Origin of the sequence: Fictibacillus phosphorivorans, assembly GCF_001629705.1 — a bacterium.
Lineage (GTDB): Bacteria > Bacillota > Bacilli > Bacillales > Fictibacillaceae > Fictibacillus > Fictibacillus phosphorivorans_A.
This window is the reverse complement of sequence record NZ_CP015378.1, coordinates 3,646,158-3,667,442: the sequence shown is the minus strand read 5'-3', so window position 1 is coordinate 3,667,442 and position 21,285 is coordinate 3,646,158. Positions and strand designations below refer to the sequence as shown.

17 protein-coding genes are annotated in these 21,285 nt (G+C 42.3%); 13 read left to right on the top strand and 4 right to left on the bottom strand.

Features of this window, described 5'->3' with window-relative positions:
* Nucleotides 1-157: 157 nt before the first annotated feature.
* From ABE65_RS18645 to ABE65_RS18620, 6 genes are all read left to right on the top strand, one after another.
* Complete coding sequence (locus ABE65_RS18645) at nt 158-1,438, top strand: hypothetical protein (RefSeq protein ID WP_066398284.1); 1,281 nt, start codon at nt 158-160, stop codon at nt 1,436-1,438.
* Between the two features lie 404 nt (nt 1,439-1,842).
* Complete coding sequence (locus tag ABE65_RS18640; protein ID WP_082861498.1) at nt 1,843-2,646, top strand: YihY/virulence factor BrkB family protein; 804 nt, start codon at nt 1,843-1,845, stop codon at nt 2,644-2,646.
* Nucleotides 2,647-2,758: 112 nt separating this feature from the next.
* Nucleotides 2,759-3,742 carry a LacI family DNA-binding transcriptional regulator gene (locus ABE65_RS18635; RefSeq protein ID WP_066398282.1) on the top strand — a complete coding sequence of 328 codons (984 nt, stop codon included), beginning with the start codon at nt 2,759-2,761 and terminating at the stop codon, nt 3,740-3,742.
* Between the two features lie 165 nt (nt 3,743-3,907).
* Nucleotides 3,908-5,344 carry a PTS transporter subunit EIIC gene (locus ABE65_RS18630; protein WP_066398280.1) on the top strand — a complete coding sequence of 479 codons (1,437 nt, stop codon included), beginning with the start codon at nt 3,908-3,910 and terminating at the stop codon, nt 5,342-5,344.
* Nucleotides 5,345-5,405: 61 nt separating this feature from the next.
* Entirely contained in the window at nt 5,406-6,896 is a 1,491-nt protein-coding gene (locus tag ABE65_RS18625) for a glycoside hydrolase family 32 protein (RefSeq protein WP_066398278.1), read from the top strand.
* 15 nt (nt 6,897-6,911) lie between these two features.
* Entirely contained in the window at nt 6,912-7,883 is a 972-nt protein-coding gene (locus ABE65_RS18620; RefSeq protein ID WP_066398276.1) for a carbohydrate kinase family protein, read from the top strand.
* A gap of 325 nt (nt 7,884-8,208) precedes the next feature.
* On the opposite strand, the gene ABE65_RS18615 is transcribed toward ABE65_RS18620, so the two are convergent.
* Genes ABE65_RS18615 through pxpB form a run of 4 tightly spaced genes read right to left on the bottom strand, consistent with a single transcriptional unit; the run spans nt 8,209 to nt 11,942 of the window.
* Nucleotides 8,209-9,000 (bottom strand): putative hydro-lyase, encoded by a 792-nt coding sequence (locus ABE65_RS18615; protein WP_066398268.1) that lies wholly within the window; start codon nt 8,998-9,000, stop codon nt 8,209-8,211.
* A gap of 25 nt (nt 9,001-9,025) precedes the next feature.
* Nucleotides 9,026-10,216, bottom strand: a complete 1,191-nt coding sequence (locus ABE65_RS18610) for an NRAMP family divalent metal transporter (protein ID WP_066398266.1) — start codon at nt 10,214-10,216, stop codon at nt 9,026-9,028.
* Between the two features lie 14 nt (nt 10,217-10,230).
* Nucleotides 10,231-11,244 carry a 5-oxoprolinase subunit C family protein gene (locus ABE65_RS18605; RefSeq protein ID WP_066398264.1) on the bottom strand — a complete coding sequence of 338 codons (1,014 nt, stop codon included), beginning with the start codon at nt 11,242-11,244 and terminating at the stop codon, nt 10,231-10,233.
* Complete coding sequence (gene pxpB, locus ABE65_RS18600; protein WP_066398262.1) at nt 11,241-11,942, bottom strand: 5-oxoprolinase subunit PxpB; 702 nt, start codon at nt 11,940-11,942, stop codon at nt 11,241-11,243. The genes ABE65_RS18605 and pxpB overlap by 4 nt, the downstream gene beginning before the upstream one ends.
* Before the next feature lie 217 nt (nt 11,943-12,159).
* Here pxpB and manA point away from each other — a divergent pair, with 217 nt between their 5' ends.
* The 7 genes from manA (at nt 12,160) to ABE65_RS18560 (ending at nt 21,273) form a co-directional block, all read left to right on the top strand.
* Nucleotides 12,160-13,119 (top strand): mannose-6-phosphate isomerase, class I, encoded by a 960-nt coding sequence (gene manA, locus ABE65_RS18595; RefSeq protein WP_066400367.1) that lies wholly within the window; start codon nt 12,160-12,162, stop codon nt 13,117-13,119.
* 364 nt (nt 13,120-13,483) lie between these two features.
* Nucleotides 13,484-14,164 carry an N-acetylmannosamine-6-phosphate 2-epimerase gene (locus ABE65_RS18585; RefSeq protein WP_066398257.1) on the top strand — a complete coding sequence of 227 codons (681 nt, stop codon included), beginning with the start codon at nt 13,484-13,486 and terminating at the stop codon, nt 14,162-14,164.
* Nucleotides 14,165-14,179: 15 nt separating this feature from the next.
* Nucleotides 14,180-14,977 carry a MurR/RpiR family transcriptional regulator gene (locus ABE65_RS18580; RefSeq protein ID WP_066398255.1) on the top strand — a complete coding sequence of 266 codons (798 nt, stop codon included), beginning with the start codon at nt 14,180-14,182 and terminating at the stop codon, nt 14,975-14,977.
* 32 nt (nt 14,978-15,009) lie between these two features.
* Nucleotides 15,010-16,197, top strand: a complete 1,188-nt coding sequence (nagA, locus tag ABE65_RS18575; RefSeq protein ID WP_066398253.1) for an N-acetylglucosamine-6-phosphate deacetylase — start codon at nt 15,010-15,012, stop codon at nt 16,195-16,197.
* On the top strand, nt 16,194-16,934 hold the full coding sequence (nagB, locus tag ABE65_RS18570; protein WP_066398250.1) for a glucosamine-6-phosphate deaminase: 741 nt from the start codon (nt 16,194-16,196) through the stop codon (nt 16,932-16,934). Before nagA ends, nagB begins: the two co-directional genes overlap by 4 nt.
* Before the next feature lie 188 nt (nt 16,935-17,122).
* On the top strand, nt 17,123-19,486 hold the full coding sequence (locus ABE65_RS18565; RefSeq protein ID WP_066398249.1) for a glycoside hydrolase family 10-like protein: 2,364 nt from the start codon (nt 17,123-17,125) through the stop codon (nt 19,484-19,486).
* 458 nt (nt 19,487-19,944) lie between these two features.
* A complete protein-coding gene (locus ABE65_RS18560) occupies nt 19,945-21,273 on the top strand; it encodes an ABC transporter substrate-binding protein (RefSeq protein ID WP_066398243.1) in 1,329 nt (442 codons plus the stop codon).
* The last annotated feature ends 12 nt before the right edge of the window (nt 21,274-21,285 follow it).

Genomic DNA, 21,285 nt, shown 5'->3' with positions numbered 1-21,285 from the left:
GTTTGATCACTCTTTAAATAACCTTGAGGTAAAAACACTCATTTATACCTGGGTAGTAGGATGGCTGTTTTCGTTCAGAAAATACACGATTAAACAATTCATACTATTCAAATGATTTCGTCGTTATTCTACAATAAGTAACAAAAGGAGGGATTCCGTGAAGATTTCCTATGGTAGAAGGATCGGAATGACATGTGTACTGTTAGCAAGTGTGCTTCTTTTCGATAATGGTGATGAAGTAGAAGCGAAGAACCAGGCAAGCTGTTTTGATCGTAATGTACCATTAACAGCAGAAGAACAAAGAATTGAAGATGGCAGACCCATTCCACAACAACTTTTAAATGATAGTAAATATAACTCTTATGTGGAACATTTTAAACATGACCTATGTTCAGCAAGAACTCCAGAGAAGGCTGAAAAGGTGATACAGAAGCATGGAACAGCACTATGGAAAACAGCCGTTGATCGGGCTCAAGATAAGAGACCAGATCTAGGTGAGCTCGATTCATACGATGACCGGCCGCTATACTGGGCAAGATTACATATGACAAGTGCTCTTAGACAATGGGACCCTGCATTTACTATTTCAAAAGAACAACGTGATAAATTAATGAAGTCATTGGAATACACATCAAGAGGTATTTCTACGATCGATTATCCAAAAAGCAAGAAAGTGAAGCGAATTCTTGTAAGTGGATTTGATCCGTATCGTCTTGAACAGGAATTCAGACGAACGAACCCTTCAGGAGCGAGCGGCTTGCAGCTAGACGGAAGATGGGTGTGGACGGGTGACGGACTTGCCTTGATACAAGCGGTCAATTTTCCTGTTAGATGGGATGACTTTGAAGTTGGAATTGTTGAAGATACGTTCGGACCATTTTTGAAGAAGAGCTCCAAACAAGTAGATTTAATCATGACCATCAGTCAAGGCGGGCCGCGTAAGATGGCGATCGAAGGATATGCCGGACGCTATCATACGGGGGCTGATAACAAGCTCGAAGAACGAGCAGAAGTCACACCACCTGTATCTCATTGGCCGATGCCAAAACCACTTCCGGAGTTTATTGAAACTACCCTTCCATATGAAGAGATGATCGCAGCTGAAACGGGACCGTGGCCTGTTTTTCGAAATGATAAAGTATGTGAATGGTTGCCACCAAACTTTGAGAATCCTGCCGTTTGTAAAGAAGACGGACCGACGCAAAAAGAGGGTGGAGGCGGAAGCTATCTATCTAACGAAAGCATGTACCGCTCGAATCGCGTGCGTTTAGGTCTTGGAGCAACCGACATTCCAGGCGGACACCTGCATATCGCTGCACAGGAATTTTACCCAGATGACAAATCCGTTTATATCACGGAGGAATTCATGAAGTTCCGTCAAGATACAGTTGATCAAACAGTCGATCTCGTTGAAACCGCAGCACGAGCGGTGAAATAAATATTTAAAGATGTCTCTCATGCTTATGAGGGGCATTTTTTTTTGTGATTGATGGGACTTGAGGGCAGGAATGATGACTTATAGAAACGTGTGGATGACCCATAGAGTATGAACGAAGACTCATACAATTTAGGTTTGACTCATAGAAACTCTATTAAGACCCATAGGATGTTAAATTCGACCCATAGAAATATCATTGAGACCCATAGAAGTTTCGTGACGACCCAAAGATGATGTTTCGTTCTTTTTAGTTATTTAATCAAACACTTTTAAACAAGCCAGAACTCGAAAATTTCAACAAATGAAACTTTTTTTTACAAAAAAGTGATCTGATTTGACTACTTTTAGCGTATATATTATATTACTGTTTTTATGGACTGGCTTAACTAAAGAGGTGTTGCAACATGAATATCGTTAAAGTGTTAAAACAGCTAGGTGACCGATTTCTCAATTTAAGGGTGTACGATTTATCGGCACAGATGGCCTATTATTTTTTAATGTCTGTCTTTCCATTTTTGCTCGTTATCTATTCATTACTAACATATTTACCACTAAGAGAAGAAAATATCTTAGAGCTAGTCCAGCCGTATGCGCCAGAGAGCACATACAATCTAATTGATAAGACATTATCCTATACCGTTATGAGACAAGAAGGAAACCTGTTATCGTTCAGTTTGATCGTCACATTGTGGCTTTCGTCGATGGGTTTTCAAAGTATGAAGCGTATCATGAACGATGCGTACCAAGTAAGGAATAATGAGAACATGCTAAAACAGATTTTAGAAAGTCTGTTGTTAACCGTTGGGTTCATGCTCGCGGTCCTGTTTTCGGTATTTGTTCCGTTGTTTGAAAAAATCCTACGGGTGTATTTGGAAGGCATCTTTTCGAACCTTGCTTTTCAAAAGCTATGGATCATCGTGCAGTGGGGAATAGGAACAGTGTTTCTGCTGTTATTTTTCATCATGCTGTATTCCTTTGCGCCGAGCATCAAGCTTGGATTTAAAAAAGTACTTCCGGGTGCGTTCTTTGCGACAATCGGCTGGCAGCTCGTTTCGATGGGCTTTGCTACGTACGTGAGTGGAAGCAACTATTCCGCGCTGTACGGCCAAGTTGCAGGTCTTGTCGTTCTGATGCTGTGGTTCTACCTGTCAGCGATGATCATCATCTTAGGTGGATTGCTGAATACCGTGGTGCACCCAAGTAAATAAATAATAAAGGCTGACCTCTTGGAGGGTCAGTCTTTTTTCTTATCTTTAAACAACTCTATCCATATACTATAATGGTAACCATCAAGCAGTTTTAAAAAAGTAGGTGAATGACATGAATATAACGATCAAGGATATAGCGAAGCTCGCAGGCGTTGCCAAAAGTACTGTTTCTCGTTATCTAAACGGCGGCAATGTTAGTGAAACAACGAAAGCGAAAATTCGAAAAGTCATCGAAGAAAACAATTATGAACCGAACTCATTCGCTCAAAGCTTGAAAGCGAAGAAAACAAATTTTATTGGTGTGATCGCTCCTACTTTAGATTCGTATGTAACATCTACTGTCTTGATGGCGATTGATGAAGAGCTACGAAAGCGAGAATATACGACGCTCATCATCAGCACGAGCAAGCATGTAGATCGAGAAATTGAAAGCTTGATCAATCTTTCGCGTCAAAAAGTGGACGGCATTATCCTTATTTCTACGGGTATTACAGATAAGCATTACCAAACTATACAGTCCATTCGTATTCCGGTACTCGTTGTTGCGCAGGAAGTGGATGCGTTTAACTGCATCATAAATGACGATTATCAAGCTGGTTTTGCAATGGGACAATACATGGCAACTCAAGGCCATCGATCGATTGTCTATCTAGGCGTAACCGAAAGTGATGTAGCCGTTGGACAGAAGCGTAAGCAGGGCGTTTTGGATGGACTTGCACAAGCAGGAATCACAGAAGTTCATACATACATCTCACAGTTCGATCTACATAACGCTTCTGAAGTTACAAAAAAAGCACTTGGAACTTCAACACCTACAGCAATCATTTGTGCAACAGATACGATCGCATTTGGAGCGATGAAGACGATCTCGAAACTCGGAAAAAAAGTCCCTGATGATTATTCACTGGCTGGTTTTGGAGGGTATAACATTTCAGAAGTCATTCATCCAACACTAACCACGATTCGTTTTAAAAATGAACAGACGGGTATTCAAGCTGCAAAAACAATCATCAACATGACTGAAGGTGAAGAAGTACAGAAACTGCAGGTCTCCGGATTTCATTTTATTGAAGGAGAAAGTGTGAAAAAAATATAAGCTGATAACGTTTTCAGAAAAGGGTTGCAAAATGTTATCAGCTATTTTATTATAGGTTTGTGGAACCGGTTCCCATTCGGGTATTACCTTTAATGGGAACAGCGGAAATTTTTTTATCTTAAATTGGAACCGGTTCCGGAAATGTTTCTAGGGGAGGAACAAACGATGGCTGATTCAAATATAAAATCAAAATACCTGCCTACCGTTAAGGAAATGATCACATTGATAGGCGGAAAAGAAAATATTCAAGGCGCAGCTCATTGTGCAACAAGACTGCGGCTTGTACTTAAAGATAACTCGCTGGCTGACACGAAAGCTATCGGTGAACTTGACCATGTGAAAGGATCGTTTGTAGCTGGCGATCAGCTGCAGATCATCATTGGAGCAGGAACGGTCAATGACGTTTATGCCGTATTTACGGAGGAAGCTGGCATTTCTGGAATGTCACTTGGCGATGTAAAAGAACAATCTGCTCAAAAACAAAATGCGTTCCAAAGAGGAATTAAAGCACTGTCTGATGTATTCGTCGAAATTATCCCTGGCTTGCTTGCGGCTGCACTCTTAATGGGTGTTACAGGGCTGTTAAGCCAAAAAGGAATCTTTGGTCCGAAATCTGTTGTAGAGATGTATCCGGCCATCGAAGGATTTAACCGTTTCATCTCAATCATGTCTACTGGTATTTTCACGATTTTACCGCTGCTCGTTGTTTATTCAGCAACAAAACGGTTCGGTGGGAATCCTGTACTTGGTCTTGTGCTTGGCGCGATCATGCTTCATCCGGAACTTGCCAATGCTTATGCCGTTGGAAACGGGACGGTTAAACCGGAAATAATCAGCTTATTTGGTTTAAAGGTGTCACTTGTTGCTTTCCAAGGCGGTATTATCATCGCCTTGATGATGGGATTTGTTATTGCGAAGCTGGATAAATTCTTTAGCCGAAAAGTTCCTGATATGATTAAACTTTTCTTGGCACCGTTCTTAACGATTGTGGTATCAGGGTTTCTATTGTTTTCAGCGGTGGGCCCATTAGGCCGCTTGCTGTCAGATGGAATTACAAACGGGCTGATGTGGTCTGTTGATAATCTGGGTATTGTTGGTTTCATGCTGTTTGCAGGTGTTCAGCAGATCATCGTGATCACAGGTCTTCATCATGTCATTGGAGCTGTTGAAGCTCAATTGATCGCGGATACAGGTTCGAATTTCATAATGCCATTAATGTCTGTTGCGTTGATGGGCCAGGGTGGAGCTGTTCTCGGTTACACGCTAGCGATGTGGAAAAGTGAAAAAGCGAGACAGATCGGTGTTTCTGCGTTCGGTTCAACGTTGTTTGGGATCTCAGAGCCAGCTCTGTTCGGAGTAAACGTTAAATATAAGTTTCCTCTGATCATGGGAAGTATCGGTGGCGCGATCGGCGGAGCTTACGTCTACTTATCAGGCATTAATGCTCTTGGTTTTGGTGCTACCGCTATACCTGGATTTGCGATCATCGCTGCAAAAGACAGTGGACATCTTCACTATGTAGCGGCAAACCTTTTAGCACTCGCAGTCGGAGCGATTCTAACGATCATTTATTTAAAGGTAAGAAAACCAAACATGGATTAATCTCAAGGATGAGAGGGAGAAATTCCTCTCATCGCTATTTTTACGCAGGAGAGGACTCATTATGGCAAAATATATGGAACCAAAATATAGAACAATCTTGGAAGCGAAAGAAAATGAATTGGAAAGTTTAAAAGGGATGTCGGCTAATTCCCTATGGAAGCCAGCTTATCATATACATCCTCAGTTCGGATTGATTAACGACCCGAACGGTCTTGCGTATTTTAACGGCGAGTTTCATGTGTTCTACCAGTGGTATCCGTTCGATGCTATGCACGGCATGAAGCACTGGGCGTATGTGAAATCGAGTGATCTCGTGAACTGGGAAAGGCAGCCGGTAGCACTTGTTCCGGTAGAGGATTATGAATCACATGGTGCGTATTCAGGAGCGTCCCTTGAAGTGGATGGAAAGCTGTATATGTACTACACAGGCAACATCAAATATAGTGCAGAAGAGAGATCGGCTAACCAGTGCTTGGCGATCATGGAGAAAGACGGCACGATTACGAAATATGCTAACAACCCCGTGATCGAAGGTGTTCCAGAAGGGTATACGGGACATGTTCGGGATCCGAAGGTTTTTGAAAAAGACGGACGCTATTACATGTTGTTAGGTGCACAGCGCACTGACCAGACAGGTGCCCTCATTGTCTATGAATCTGAAAATGCAGTGGATTGGCGTTTTAAAGGTGAACTGAAGCTAGCGTTAGATCTGCCGAATTCTGTGTATATGCTAGAGTGTCCTGATTACTTCGATGTTAGCGGGAAAGATGTACTCATTGTTTCTCCGCAAGGCTTAGATGCTGATGGTCATAACTATCATAATCTATATAATGTGATTTCTGTTATCGGAAAGTTAGATATTGAGAGACTTACATTTGAGGTAGAAACATATCACGAACTGGATAAAGGTTTTGACTTTTACGCACCACAATCGTTTGCAGGAAAAAATAATGAACGTCTTCTATTCGCATGGGCTGGAATGGGGGAGGTCGAGTACCCGACAGACAAGGAAAAGTGGGCGCATTGCCTTTCAATTCCACGTGAGCTCGAGGTTGTGGATGGTAAGCTTCGTCAAAAACCAGCTGAAGAGTTAAAACAGTTAAGGGTACGATCGGAATCCTCTGAGATGGAGATTGTGGAGGGAGCTGTTGAGATACAGAATGCGTCAGATCAATACGAGTTGGAGCTTGAACTTAACGATTTAGAAGCGAACCAGTTTGGCGTAGAATTGTTTGCATCAGAAACGGAAGGTCTAGTTCTAGCGTTTGACCGAGAAAAACAAACCGTCTCTGTGAACCGTGAAAAATTTGATGCAGCATTTGGCGGCGATTTTGGATTTGTTCGAAGTTCAGAGCTTGCGATTAGCGATTTAGTCAAGGTCCGCGTGTTTGTTGATCACAGCATAGCAGAAATTTTTATCAATGATGGAGAAGTTGTATTTACGACAAGAGTGTTCCCTAAAAAAGAATCAAAAGGAATCAAAGTGTTCAGTGATGATAAGTTGAGGGGTTGTTATACGAAACACGAGCTATCTCAAGGAATCACGGTTTAAGGTAAGGGTGAGAGTATGTCAAAACTATTTTCAATCGGCGAAGTACTAATCGATTTTATTCCAGAACAAAATGGTGTGGCCTTAAAAGATGTCGTTTCGTTCGAACGTGCTCCTGGTGGGGCTCCAGCCAATGTTGCAGCTGCGGTTGCGAAATTTGGTCTAGAATCATCGATGATCACAAAACTTGGAGACGATGCCTTTGGTGATTTTCTTATCGAACAGCTTACGAATGCAGGGGTAGAGACGAATAAGATCTCTCGCACGAAAGAAGCGAATACAGGGCTTGCTTTTGTATCATTAAAAGAAAACGGTGAGCGTGATTTCTCCTTTTACCGAAAACCTTCTGCTGATCTGCTTTTAAGTAAAGAAGAGATCGATGAGAAGTGGTTTAGTGAAGGAGACATCCTTCATTTCTGCTCCGTGGATCTTGTGGAGAGTCCGATGAAAGAGGCACATCGGACAGCGGTTCAGTTTATGAAGAAAAAAGGTGGACTCGTGAGCTTTGATCCGAACGTAAGACTGCCGCTATGGGAGAGTCCGACAGATTGCCGGAATGCGATTCATGAGTTTTTACCGCACGCACATATTGTGAAAGTGTCCGATGAGGAGCTGGAATTCATCACAGGAATTCATGATGTGGATAAAGCCATTGATTCATTATTTGTAGGTGATGTGCAAGTAATTGTGTATACGAAGGGTGCAGCAGGAGCTGACCTTTACGTCAGAGATGCAAAGTGGGAATCAGCAGGGTACAAGATTGAAGTTCAGGATACAACGGGTGCAGGTGATGCGTTTATTGGTGGATTTTTGTTTAAACTGCTAGAGGCTGAAGCTACACTTGATAATTTATTAATCGTACTCCAAGAGCACCATGAAGACATTTTGAAGTTTGCGAATGCAAGCGGTGCATTAACGGCAAGTGGGAAAGGTGCGATCTCAGCATTGCCGAATAAGACACAAGTACTGGAACTAATGGGTAGGGGTTAAGCAAGGCGAGAGGCGGTCTATAAAAGTAGATATACTTTTGACTGCCTTTTTTGATGTGAAGAATGGTGGATTTTACGGTACGTGTTTTTATATTTGTTACACGTTCACCGCTAATGTGCTTGTTTCCACCTGTAAACGCAACGTATTCACCGGTAACGTAGCTGCGAGCACCTATGATCGCTACTTTTTCACCGATAAAACGCTCGTCACCACCGCTAAGAACAACATTTGTACCCAAATAGTCATCCTCACACCTAAAAAAGCTCTCTAAAAAAGAAAAAAGAATCTACCAAAGTAGATTCTCTCCTCATTTAACTATCTCGCCTTACAAAACCCCATACTTTTCATCACGAACATCCGTAATGAACATATGCCCGGGAGCGTGCGTGATCATGATCTCAGGTTTCACATGCATCGCGACGGCTTGAGGCGTTACTCCGCATGCCCAAAACACAGGAACTTCACCGTCATGAATCTGAACAGGGTCACCGAAATCTGGTTGATAGAGATCAGAAACCCCGATCGCTTCGGGATTCCCGATATGAACCGGCGCTCCGTGAACGGAAGGGAATCGGCTTGTGACTTGAACGGCTCGAACGACGTCTTTTTCAGGAACAGGACGCATGCTCACGACCATCGGACCTTCGAAACGGCCTGCCTTTACACAGTCGATGTTTGTTTTAAACATCGGAACGTTGCATCCTCGCTCGATGTGACGAACAGGAATTCCATTGTTCATCAACGCATGTTCAAACGTAAAGCTGCAGCCGAGCAGGAAACCGACCATGTCTTCATTCCATAGCGAAGTAATATCGGTACATTCTTCAACAAGCTCACCGTGACGATAAATGTTATACTTCGGTATGTCGACGCGTAGATCGGCACCTGGTGCAACAAGGGCAGGAACGGCGGAACCAGGCTCCGTTACATCTAGCACCGGACAAGGCTTCGGGTTTCGCTGACAGAACAGGAGAAACTCAAACGCTAGATCTTTCGGTAACACCACAAGATTTCCTTGCGTAAAGCCGTTTGAGAGTCCACTTGTTGGCTTTCTCCACTCACCGCGGCGTATTAGATCACGGGCTTCAACTGGAGTTAAACGGTCTAGTGCGTTCATTACAAGCTCCCCTTTTTATAAGTAGTTAAGCGAAAAGTTTCGGAACTTCTGTGTACATCGTATACACACTCATCGCTGCCATCATAAGAACGATCACGACGCCAAAAACCGTCATCCACATCGGATGCTTGTAATCTCCAACAATCTTAGGCTTGTATGCTGCAATCAACATCACGCCGAGTGAGATTGGAAGAATGAGTCCGTTTAACGCACCTACAAGAATTAAAATGGCTACTGGTTTTCCAACGAGTGCGAAGACCACGGTTGAAATAGCGATAAAACCGATGATGATCCATTTGTGGTATTTCTCCAATGTTGCACTGAATGTACGGATGAATGAAACCGACGTATATGCTGCACCAACAACAGATGTGATGGCAGCGGCCCACATAACGACACCGAACATTTTATAACCAATGTTTCCGGCAGCTAACTGGAACACAGAAGCAGGAGGGTTTTTCGGGTCAAGTGCAAGACCTTGAGAAACGATTCCAAGTGCCGCTAAGAATAAGAAAATACGCATGATGGATGCAATTCCGATTGCGGAAATCGACCCTTTTGTTACTTCTCCTAAGCTTTCTTTTCCTTTAATTCCTGCATCAAGCAATCTGTGTGCTCCAGCAAACGTGATATATCCACCAACTGTTCCACCCACTAATGTGACGATTGCTAAAATATCAATCGTATCAGGTGCGAACGTTTTTACAACCGCTTCTCCAACAGGAGGTTGAGCTGTGAACATCACATATACGGTTAAAGCGATCATGACAAAACCAGCAACTTGTGTGAAACGGTCCATCGCTTTTCCAGCTTCACGCACAACGAATACTAAGATAGCAACAATCCCACTGAGTATAGCCCCCATTGTAGGGGAAACGCCGAACAATACGTTTAGACCAAGACCTGCACCGGCTATATTTCCGATGTTAAACGCAAGTCCTCCAATTACAATCAATATGGCTAGGAATACACCTAAGCCCGGAAGGACGGCGTTTGCAATATCTTGTGCTCTTTTTTCAGAGACAGCGATAATTCGCCATACGTTCATTTGCGCGCCGATATCAATAATGATCGATGTTAAAATAACAAAACCAAAACTGGCTGCGAGAATGGACGTGAAGTGTGTGGTCTGTGTTAAAAACCCTGGCCCGATGGCAGATGTCGCCATCAAAAACGCTGCGCCTAAAAGAATACTAGCTTTTGACTCTTTCTTCATAAGTACCTCCTAAATTACTTCGATTCTTGTCGTATTTTAAGTGCGATGCCTTGTTTTAATTGGTGCAATTTCTTTTCACGATCTAAGTAGAGTTGTTGTGCCACTTCGTGTGAAACTTCGACGAACTGTACTTTGTCTCCAGGCTTCAGCTGCGCCATGATTGAAAGGTCAACTGTTGCGATCTGCCCGATCTTTGGATAACCACCAGTAGTTTGGCGGTCGGCGAGCAGTACGATTGGATTGCCTTCTGACGGAACTTGAATCGTTCCAAAGCTCACAGCTTCAGAGAGCATTTCTTGTTTCTCTTGAAGTTCAAGCTGAGGTCCTTTTAAGCGATACCCCATACGATCAGATTGTGATGTCACTTCAAAGTGTTCCGTAAAAAGCTTCATCTGACTTTCTGTTGTGAACCAGTCGTATTGTCTGCCTTTCATGACTCGAACTTGCGGTTTGGAAGCAGAAGACGAGATAAAATCAGAAGAGATCGTCCATTGCATCTCCACAAATTTGTTCTCCCCACGTTTTGCTGCTAATACTTTCGTTATTTTTTCGGAAAGTTCACTTGGTTTCCCAATAGAAAGTTCATCGTCATTCTGAAGGGCTTTTCCGTTATGTCCGCCGATTCCAGCGCGTAAGTATGTAGATTTGCTATTCATCACTTCAGGCACATTAAAACCGCCTGCAACCGCCAAATAAGCACGACAGCCTGTTTTACAGCCGCCGAATTTCAGCTTGCTGCCAGCAGACACCAACACCGAGCGCCACAATTTCACCGGTTTCCCGTCAATAGAAGGGGACAAGTTGCCTCCGCAGATTGCAATCAGCGTGTCTTCATGAAACTCCATATCAGGTCCGAGCAGTGTAAGCTCTAATGTAGCTTCATTCTCATCATTTCCAACTAAAGAATTTGCTATCCGATGTGCAGTCGTGTCCATGACACCACTAGTGATCACACCATATTTTTGAAATCCGTAACGGCCAAGATCTTGAACACTCGTTAGGAGGCCAGGTTTTGTAATCTTAATCATTTTGCGTCCTCCTCATATTTTTGAAACTCTTCTTCTGAGATCGGTACAAACTTAATCTGGTCACCAGCTTGAAGAAGGGAAGGCGTTTCACCTTCAGGAGTAAAAAGCTTTTCTGGTGTTTTGCCGATGAGCTGCCATCCACCCGGTGTTTCAATCGGATAAACGCCTGTTTGTTTGCCAGCGATTCCTACAGAACCAGCCGGAATCTTCAGTCTAGGATTACTTCGTCTCGGTGCTGCAATTTTTTCACTCATGCCACCGATATACGGAAAGCCAGGAGCGAACCCAATCATATAGACGGTGTATTCACCATTAGAGTGGATATCAATCACTTCGTCTTCCGTGAGTCCGTTATGTTTCGCGACTTCCTCTAAGTCTGGACCAAACTCACCGCCATAACAGACGGGAATCTCCACAACACGAGGTTGAGTATGATCGTCCACTTCTAACTTTTCTAAAAGCGGTTCCAAAAATTTGCATACTTCATCATAAGGAAGAGAAGTTGTTTCAATTCTCAATGGATCATAAAAAACAGCGACCGTCGTAAAACCAGGAACGGTTTCAATCACCCAGTCAAACGCATGCTCTTCAAAGAAAGAGGAGACTTTTTTGACTTTTTGCTGGATCTCATGGCTCATATCTTGTCCGAGTTCAATGATTAAGCTGTTATCGCCAAGCGGCTCAATGGTATATTTCATCGTCAGATCTCCTGTCTTTTTATGTAAAATTAATCAGAATATTTGTATATTTATAAAGGTCTAGTATATCTGAATATGGAGCAAAATCAAACCTACATTCATAGATTCCCGATAGTAATAATTTCTAGTCCAATTTTTTTAGAGTATCAGGTGGTTTATCTTTAAACAAACGTTTAGAATGGGAGGGACTATACCCATGTGGGGAGATGTGAAAAGCGTGTATAATGAACCTATTTTTCTAAAACCTGTATTCAAGGACCGAATCTGGGGCGGTACGAAGCTTCGTGATGAGTTCGGTTATGAGATCCCGACTGAAACAACGGGTGAGTGCTGGGGAATTTCCGCCCATTCGCACGGGCCGAGTGAAGTTGGGAACGGACCATTAAAAGGAGAGACGCTGAACTCAGTATGGGATAAGCATCGAGAACTTTTTGCTGACCAACAGGGTGAAGACTTTCCGTTACTTGTGAAAATATTGGACGCTAAGACCGATCTGTCTGTCCAAGTGCATCCTAATGATTCGTATGCACGCGAAGTAGAGGGTGAGGCATTCGGAAAGACTGAGTGCTGGTATGTGATCGACTGTGAGCCAGGAGCAGAGCTTGTGTATGGGCATCATGCAGGTTCGATGCTTCAATTTGAAGAGATGGTCAACGAGAACCGTTGGGAAGAACTGCTTCGTAAAGTCGCGATCAAGCCAGGAGATTTTGTTTATGTACCAAACGGAACGATTCACGCGATCGGTGCGGGCACGATGATTCTTGAAACACAACAAAGTTCAGATGTTACGTATCGTGTATACGATTACGACCGACGTGATGATGAAGGAAACCTCCGTGAGTTACATATTGAGAAATCGATCGAAGTGGCGATGATTCCACACGAAGACGCTGACTTTGAACCTGTGTTGTCAGGTAACGAGGACTTAAGAATTAAAAAACTTGTGCAAGAGAGCTACTTTACCGTTTATCATTGGAATCTTGCTGGAAATGTTTCTGATGTAGAGAATCCGTCATATTTACTCGTAAGTGTGCTAGATGGTGAAGGTGAACTGAATGTAGAAGGTGGAATGACATCTACTTTTAGGAAAGGTGACCATTTTATCGTCCCTTCCACAGTAAAAAGCTTCGGAATGAACGGTGATGCAAGGTTTATCGTGTCACATCCTACTATATAGAGAAGATAAAGCAACCGGAATGTTGGAATTCCGGTTGTTTTTTTGTGCCATCATGGTTTTTGCGGGGGCTTTTGAGCGAAATGGAGGCAGATGGGAGTGAAAGGCTATGCCGTTGGAGTGAAAACAGCGTTAGAGTGAGCGAAAAGGATCGTGTAGGGGGTGAAAACCAGCAAAGTTTGAGCGAACGTGTAACAAATAAAATAACACGTACCGTAATGATTTACTTTATGAGCAAAATTGCATGCACAATAAAAATTCCTTTGTTTTCAACTCATGATATATGATACTTTATTAGTAGTTAGATAATAATTACCAAATATAAATAAATTTTGACTAGTATTTTCATAAACTGGAGGTAATACATATGTTAAAACAAATCCAAAGAGGTTTAGTTGTATCATGCCAAGCCCTAGAAAATGAACCGCTTCATAGCTCTTTTATCATGTCCAAATTGGCGCTTGCTGCAAAAGAAGGTGGAGCCTCTGGAATACGTGCTAACTCGAAAGAGGACATAATCGCCATCAAACAAGAGGTAGACCTACCTGTGATCGGAATCGTGAAGAGAGATTATGATGACAGCGAAATCTATATCACCGCAACAAAAAAAGAGATAGATGAATTAATTGAGAGCGGTTGTGAAATGATTGCAATAGATGCGACACTCAGAAAAAGACCGGATGCGCTCCCTTTGGAGGAACTCGTTTCATACGCCAGCGCTAAGAATCCGGCTGTGCAACTCATGGCTGATATCTCATCCATCGAAGAAGCTAAGAATGCAGAGAGACTAGGATTTGATTGTGTATCCACCACTCTCTATGGCTATACAGAGGAATCTAAGAAACACAAATTGTATGAAAATGATTTTCAGTTTTTAAAAGATGTAGTTAAAGAAGTATCTGTTCCAGTAATTGCAGAAGGTAACATCATGACACCTGAAATGGTTAGGGATGTACTTGAAATGGGAGCTTATTCAGTTGTTGTAGGCGGTGCAATCACGCGTCCGCAGCAGATCACAGCACGTTTTGTAGCTCAAATACCAAAGTAAGAAGGATGTGTAAGAATGGCTTCATTATTAAAAGAGATACAAAGTGTTTTCTCCACGCTATCTGATAAAGAAAAGAAAATAGCAGACTTTATTTTAAGTAATCCTGAAAAAGCTTCACGAAGTCATATACAAGAACTTGCTGAGATCACAGGTGTTTCAATTAGTTCGATCACTCGTTTCGCAAAGAAAGTCTCTTGCCGGAATTTTGTTGAAATGAAAGTAAGACTTGCTGAAGTTAAAGAATCTAAACAAGGAGAAGGGGTTGAAGAACAACTATCTTCCTCTTATCGAGATATGCTGAACGACGTGGAGGGTCTTGAAGACAGAGATCAATTTCAAAAAGCCCTCACTTACATGACAAGTGCAAAACGTATATTTATATATGGACTTGGGAGTTCTGGATTAGCCGCTCAAGAATTAAACTATCGTTTAAGCAGGATGGGTTTTGTTTGTGAAGCCATTACTGACCCACACTTAATGATTATTCGCAGCACACTCTTACAAAAAGGCGATGTCATTCTTGCTTTCTCTCGTTCCGGACAAACTGTAGATCTTCTTCAGTCTGTTTCCAAGGGAAAAGAAAAAGGAGCTGTAGTGGTAGCATTTACAGCATTCGGGGAAACCCCGCTAACCAAACTTTCTGATTTTATTTTGTGGACGGTGCATCCACTTCGCAATCATCACCTATTAACAGGGTTAGATTTAAGTACACTTTATTTAATAGACAAGATCAGTCTGTATTTTTTAACGGATCGTAAACGTGAAGAAAAATATTTGGAAACTGTAGAAGCAATCAAATCACGGGGAAGATAGATAACTTCCAACCTTTAAATGGAGGCAGTGTAATGGTTAGGAATAAAATCACTTTGAGGAATGCATCGATCTATGGGGAGAACGAAACCGTGCATAGAGGCTCAATCACCATTCAAAACGGAAAAATAATAGATTTGAGCACGGACTCTTTTCCAGGTGACGATCAAACAGAGGTTATCGAACTTTTAGAAACGTATCACATCGTTCCAGGGATGATCGATGTTCATATTCACGGAGCAGCTGGGGCGGACACGATGGACGCAACTTTTGATGCGCTCGAAACCATTGCGAGCGTCCTGCCTCAAGAAGGTACGACGAGCTTTCTAGCAACGACGATGACGCAAGAGCAGAACAAAATTGAAAAAGCGCTTGAAAACGCTGGGTTATTTATTGAAGCTGGACAAGTGGAAGGAACAGCTGAAACGCTCGGCATTCATCTTGAAGGACCATTTATTTCTGAAAAAAGAGCGGGAGCCCAGCCTGTCGGAGCGATTATCAAACCGAAATTAGAGCTTTTTAAACAATGGCAGAAATTAGCTTCAGGGCATATTAAGCTCGTTACAATTGCGCCTGAAATAGAAGGAAGTCTTGAAGTCATCTCCTATCTTCATGAACAAAATATCGTTGCATCGATCGGACACTCTGATGCGACGTATGAAGAGGTGGTTACCGGAATAAAGGCCGGCGCCTCTCATGTGACTCACCTTTATAACGGAATGCGCGGACTTCACCATCGCGAGCCTGGAGTTGTCGGAGCAGCACTTTTAAACGATGAACTAACGACTGAACTGATCGCCGATGGAATCCATGTTCGACCGGAGCTCATCTCTTTAACTTACAAACAAAAAGGAAATGAGAGAGTCGTGTTAGTGACAGATGCGATGCGGGCAAAGTGTCTTGGAGATGGACAGTACGATCTTGGCGGCCAGGAGGTAACCGTTCAACATGAGACGGCGACATTAAAAGATGGAACACTTGCTGGCAGCATCATAAAGATGAACACAGCGGTGAAGAACATGATGCAATTTACGGGCTGTTCCATTTCTGACATCATTCAGATGACGTCTGTTAACCCTGCAAAGGAACTAAATGTTTTTGACCGTAAAGGAAGTCTAGCCCCAGGAAAAGATGCCGACATTGTTGTACTAGACGAAGACTATGAGGTAGTGATGACGTTTTGTAAGGGCAATCTCGCTTACCGAAGAGGTGATGAAGTATGAGAATCTTAGAAGTAAAAGATTATCATGAGATGAGCTCTATTGCAGCAAGAATCATTATTGAAAAAGTTCAATCAAAGCCTGATACCAAACTAGGGCTTGCCACAGGCGGAACACCGATCGGACTTTATAAGGAATTGATTCAAGATTACAGGAGTAACGGAACCTCTTATGAGAGGGTGTGTACCTTCAACTTAGATGAGTATGTTGGAATTGATGCAGATGACTCCAATAGCTATCGGTATTTTATGGAGGAAAATTTATTTGCACATATTAACGTTCCTCAATCTCAAATTCATATTCCTGATGGAACTGCAGAGGATTTAAAAGCTGAATGCGAGCGATATGATGTTGAGCTGAGCCAAGCCGAAGGTGTGGACATCCAGATCCTTGGTATCGGAAGCAACGGGCACATTGGATTTAATGAACCTGGAACTTCTTTTTATTCAAACACCCATATCGTGGAGCTTGATGAAACAACTCGTAAAGCGAATGCTAGATTTTTTGAACGTTTAGAAGACGTACCAAAGCAAGCCATTACAATGGGAATCGCGTCTATCTTAAAGGCGAAGCAGATATTACTACTCGTCTCAGGCATCAATAAAGCAGAAGTGATGAAGCAATTGTTAACTACAGATGAAGTGGACGAGCAGCTGCCAGCATCGGCGTTGAAGGTTCATCCGGACGTAATGATCCTTGCAGACGAAGAAGCTCTTTCGTCATACAAAAGTAAAGTCTAAGAACATAAGTAAAAAGACCCTTTTTTAGCAGGGTCTTTTTTCGTGTTTCCAACCTGAAACCCCTTGGCCATCCTAGTTAGTTAAGAAAATGAAATTAAATTTCATAAATTTAATAATAGTGAAAATAATTTAGAAAGACATTATAATAATTTGAAAGCGTTACCAAAAACAATAAAAGGAGACTGATTATGAAAAAAAAGTTTAAAGTCTTAACGGGTTCCCTCCTTGCTACTAGTCTTATATTTTCAGCTGTTGATCTGTCAGGTTCGGTTAAAGCGCAAGAAAATGTACCTTACAATGTCCTTTCTGTAAAAGATGAATCAGGTGATCAAATGGCAATCAACGGAAAGAACCAGCTTGCCAATGATAACAAGCTGATCCTATTTAACGATGAATTTAGTTATTACACCGAAACACAAAAAGGAAGTATGGAAATCGTCTTAGAAAAAACGGGCGTTAATACATACCGTGTTGTAAAAGACACAGACGGTGACAGCGCGATTCCAGAGAACGGGCTCGTTTTATCAACGGGGGATATTTCAACAACAGAAATCCGAAACTTTTTGACACAATTAGAAGCGGGAGAAACCGTTACATTACAAGAGCCGACTGAAAAGCGTGAACAAAAACAGTCGAATTCGGTAGACCCTACACGAGCGTCTAACCCAGACGGTGCGGTGTTTGATGGTTTTCGTGGACCAGATCAGCTGATCGTCTATACTCCGGCGTTCGGTGAGTCCACAAAAACGAATCAATATGGCTATGAAATTACAGTAGAGAACGGTTTTGTTACAAAACTTGGAGGCGGAAACTCTAAGATTCCTAAAAACGGTTTTGTCGTGAGTGGACATGGAGTAAATTCGAGCTGGATCTCTTCTAACTCCATTATTGGCGCCAAGGTTAATGTAAGCGCAAACGGTGTTGTGGAAATCGTACAAGACGTTGAGAGTTTCCAATACCAAAGTAAGCAAGCGATCGATCAAGCGAAGTCATCAATTGAAAAAGCAAAGTCAGAGTATCTAGATGTAGCGTTTGAAGAAGCGAATGCTGCGGTTCAAAAAGCTGAGTCACTTTTAGCTGAAGCTGAAGCGATTAAATCAAGCGATCCTGTAAAATCGTTGGATAGAACAAGACAAGCAACGCAATCCGCTTATGACGCGTACTATTATTCACTTGCTTCTCACAAGGCAGAGCAGCGTGCAATCTGGTACCGTCCGGAAGAAACAACGTTAGATGGTGTTAAACAAGTTCTTGATCGCATGGAAAAAGCGGGCTTTAACTCGGTATATTTAGAAACAACTTTCTGGGGATACACGATCTATCCGAGTAAGGTGATGGAGAAATACGGTCTCCCTGCACAGCACCCGCGTTTTGCGAACGGTGACTATGGAAAATACGGAAAGAACCTTTTAGACGCTTATGTAAAAGAAGGAAAAAAGCGAGGCATGACAATCCAGGCGTGGACGGATGGATTCATGATCGGGGAAAGCAGCATAGGTGTACCATCTCAATTCGCGAAGTATCCAGAGTGGGCAGCGATCCAGCGCAGCAACACAACAGGAACGTTCCAGCCGGATACAGCGAGCAAATATTACTGGCTTGATATCGCACAACCTGACGTGCAGGATTTCATGTTAGATATCTATAAAGAGATGCAGGCCGATTATGACATCAAGGGTCTTAACATCGATTATATGCGTTACCCGCATCATAAGTTTGAGCAAAGCTACGGCTTTAGTGAGAGAACGAAACAGCTTTATCAAGAGAAAACTGGAATAGATCCGTACAAGCTATCCCCAACAACAACACCTGCTGAGTGGGAAAAATGGCTGGATTGGCTGCGTGAACGAGAGAACGATTTTGTTGACAAGCTTCACGTTCAAACAAAAGAGATGAACAAAAAGTTCATGTTGACGGCAACGCCAGAACCAGGACCAGAAGCCGTACAAATTAGTGACTGGCAAGAAGACATCGATGGTGTTATCCCGCAAGCCTATGGCCATGATTTCAACAGCATTCAAAAAACGGTAACAGACAGCAAGAAGTTGATGCCTGAAGGTACGATGTACTACACGGGAATCTATTCGTTCTATCATCACTTAAGTGAGATGGCGAGCGTGAGCGATGTTATGTCTGCAAAGTATGGAACATCTGGAGTAAACATGTTTGCTTTCGGCCAAGCAAGTGCGCCATCTGTAGATGCTTTAGGCAAGGGGCCATGGCGTGAAAAAGCAGTGAACCCTGGTGAAGAGCCGATTGTCGCGACTCATACTGTATTGAAAAATATTGAAAAACAAATAATGAAAATCTATATTCCAAAAGGTGCAGTGAGTGAAAAAGACGGCGTGTCTCTTAAACTAGCCATTAAGAAATTAGATCAAGCAGTGAAAAAAGATATTGAGAACAGTTCTGCCGTGTTTGATTCAACTGTAGCTAAGGTTGAACAGGCGGTTGCAGAAGGTAAAATTGATGCGGTTGTGGGATCAAGAATCAAAGCTGACCTTCTTGATGCGAAAATGTGGGTCAATTACGCACTAAATCATCAAAAATAAAACAAAATGGACGGAATTGTAAGCTGTAAAGAATGAATTTTGAAACGCTGGCTCAAACGGTATATCTAGTGACCGATTGTTGTCAGCTTTTCATTTTAAGTGATTAATTTATCGTTTTAAGAACCTGAAAATATCTGTTTGGAGTGAAAAACTGATTCTACTGGGTGAAACTCAAGCTTGTTTGAGTGAAACATAAGGGTTACTGAGCGAAAACCAAGCTAGATGGAGTGAAACCGCCTAAAATCTGAGCGAACGTGTAACAACTATAAAAACACGTACCGTAAAACGTTTACCCACACCTTACCAAAAACGTATACCTAATAAAAAGAAATTTATTTTCAAAATTATATATAAAATGAAAATAATTTTTAAAATAGATTGAAATCTCTTAATCTTGCTTTTATAATTGAGTTATTAAGAAAACGCTTACCAAAATGTTTCTGAGGGGGAAATGAAAAGTGAAGAAACGTACAAAAACATTGGTTTCTGGTTCACTAGCAGCAGCATTGTCACTAAGTTTGATTGCGTGTAGCAACGGAGAGGATGATAAGGCAAAAGGATCAGCTAAAGATGGAGAGCTTTCCGGAGAAGTTACACTTTGGACAGCGTCATTAGCAGGTGAGCCATTTGATACCTACTTCAAAAATATCGAAAAAGACTTCGAAAAGCTTCATCCGAAACTTGATGTTGTGATCGAAGACGTTCCTCAAAATGAGATGGAGCAAAAAGTGTTAACATCGCTTACAGGTGACGATGTTCCTGATGTTGTAAACTTGAATCCTCATTATATGTCTAACATTGCAGCACAAGGTGGGCTATTAGATCTAACAGATGCGGTGAGCGACGAGACGAAGGACTCTTTTGTAGAAGGACCTTACGAGTCTGGTATGTATGACGATAAGCTATATGCTTTGCCATGGTACTTAACAACAACTGTTTCTTGGTATAACAACGACGCTTTCTCAAAAGCAGGCGTTTCAGAGCTTCCTACCGATACGAAGGGGCTTTATGAAGCTGCGAAAAAAGTAAAAGACGCAACGGGTAAACCATCATACTTCCCGGTTATCAATGACGGAAACACGATCATGGAAAAAATGGTTTCAATCGCGAACGGAACTCCTATCGTTGAAGATGGGAAAGCAAAGTTTGCAGATAACAAAGATCTATTAGAATTCTTTGAGGCAACTCAGAAGATGTATAAAGAAGGAATCATTCCGCAAGAAGCAGCGGAAGGTTCAATTAAAACAGGTCAAGAGCTTTACATGGCAGGAAACGTTTCTATGCTTGAAGGCGGCGTAACATTCCTAGGACCGATTGAATCAGGAGCACCTGACGTGTACAAAGCGTCAAAAGCAGGACAGCCATTGAACGCAGATGATGCACCAGTGAACGTAGCGGTTATGAACTTTGCGGTTCCAGCAAAAACAAAGAACGAAGATGCTGCAGTAGCACTTGCTGAGTTTGTATCGAATGCTGAAAACCAATTAGAATTTGCTAAAACGGCAGGAACGGTTCTTCCAGCTACAAAGAAATCTCTAGAAGATGACTACTTCAAGAATCCAGGAGATTCTCCAAAAGCATTCGGTATGTTAGAAGCTTCTAAGTCTTTAAGCCGTGCAGAAGTACTCATTCCTCCAACGGAAAACAGTGCTGACCTGCGTACAGCAACAAAGAACATCTTCATCCAAAACTTACAAGGCAAACTATCTCCGAAAGAAGCGTTAAAAGAACTAGCTTCTGAGTGGAACAAAGCGTTTGAAAAATCTGGTGAAAAAGTAACATTCTAATGTAGTAGATGA

Coding starts and splice junctions, on each gene's coding strand:
- ABE65_RS18640 (WP_082861498.1), top strand. CDS start 1,843: ATGAATATCGTTAAAGTGTTAAAACAGCTAGGTGACCGATTTCTCAAT.
- ABE65_RS18635 (WP_066398282.1), top strand. CDS start 2,759: ATGAATATAACGATCAAGGATATAGCGAAGCTCGCAGGCGTTGCCAAA.
- ABE65_RS18630 (WP_066398280.1), top strand. CDS start 3,908: ATGGCTGATTCAAATATAAAATCAAAATACCTGCCTACCGTTAAGGAA.
- ABE65_RS18625 (WP_066398278.1), top strand. CDS start 5,406: ATGGCAAAATATATGGAACCAAAATATAGAACAATCTTGGAAGCGAAA.
- ABE65_RS18620 (WP_066398276.1), top strand. CDS start 6,912: ATGTCAAAACTATTTTCAATCGGCGAAGTACTAATCGATTTTATTCCA.
- ABE65_RS18615 (WP_066398268.1), bottom strand. CDS start 9,000: ATGAACGCACTAGACCGTTTAACTCCAGTTGAAGCCCGTGATCTAATA.
- ABE65_RS18610 (WP_066398266.1), bottom strand. CDS start 10,216: ATGAAGAAAGAGTCAAAAGCTAGTATTCTTTTAGGCGCAGCGTTTTTG.
- ABE65_RS18605 (WP_066398264.1), bottom strand. CDS start 11,244: ATGATTAAGATTACAAAACCTGGCCTCCTAACGAGTGTTCAAGATCTT.
- pxpB (WP_066398262.1), bottom strand. CDS start 11,942: ATGAAATATACCATTGAGCCGCTTGGCGATAACAGCTTAATCATTGAA.
- ABE65_RS18585 (WP_066398257.1), top strand. CDS start 13,484: ATGTTAAAACAAATCCAAAGAGGTTTAGTTGTATCATGCCAAGCCCTA.
- ABE65_RS18580 (WP_066398255.1), top strand. CDS start 14,180: ATGGCTTCATTATTAAAAGAGATACAAAGTGTTTTCTCCACGCTATCT.
- nagA (WP_066398253.1), top strand. CDS start 15,010: ATGGTTAGGAATAAAATCACTTTGAGGAATGCATCGATCTATGGGGAG.
- nagB (WP_066398250.1), top strand. CDS start 16,194: ATGAGAATCTTAGAAGTAAAAGATTATCATGAGATGAGCTCTATTGCA.
- ABE65_RS18565 (WP_066398249.1), top strand. CDS start 17,123: ATGAAAAAAAAGTTTAAAGTCTTAACGGGTTCCCTCCTTGCTACTAGT.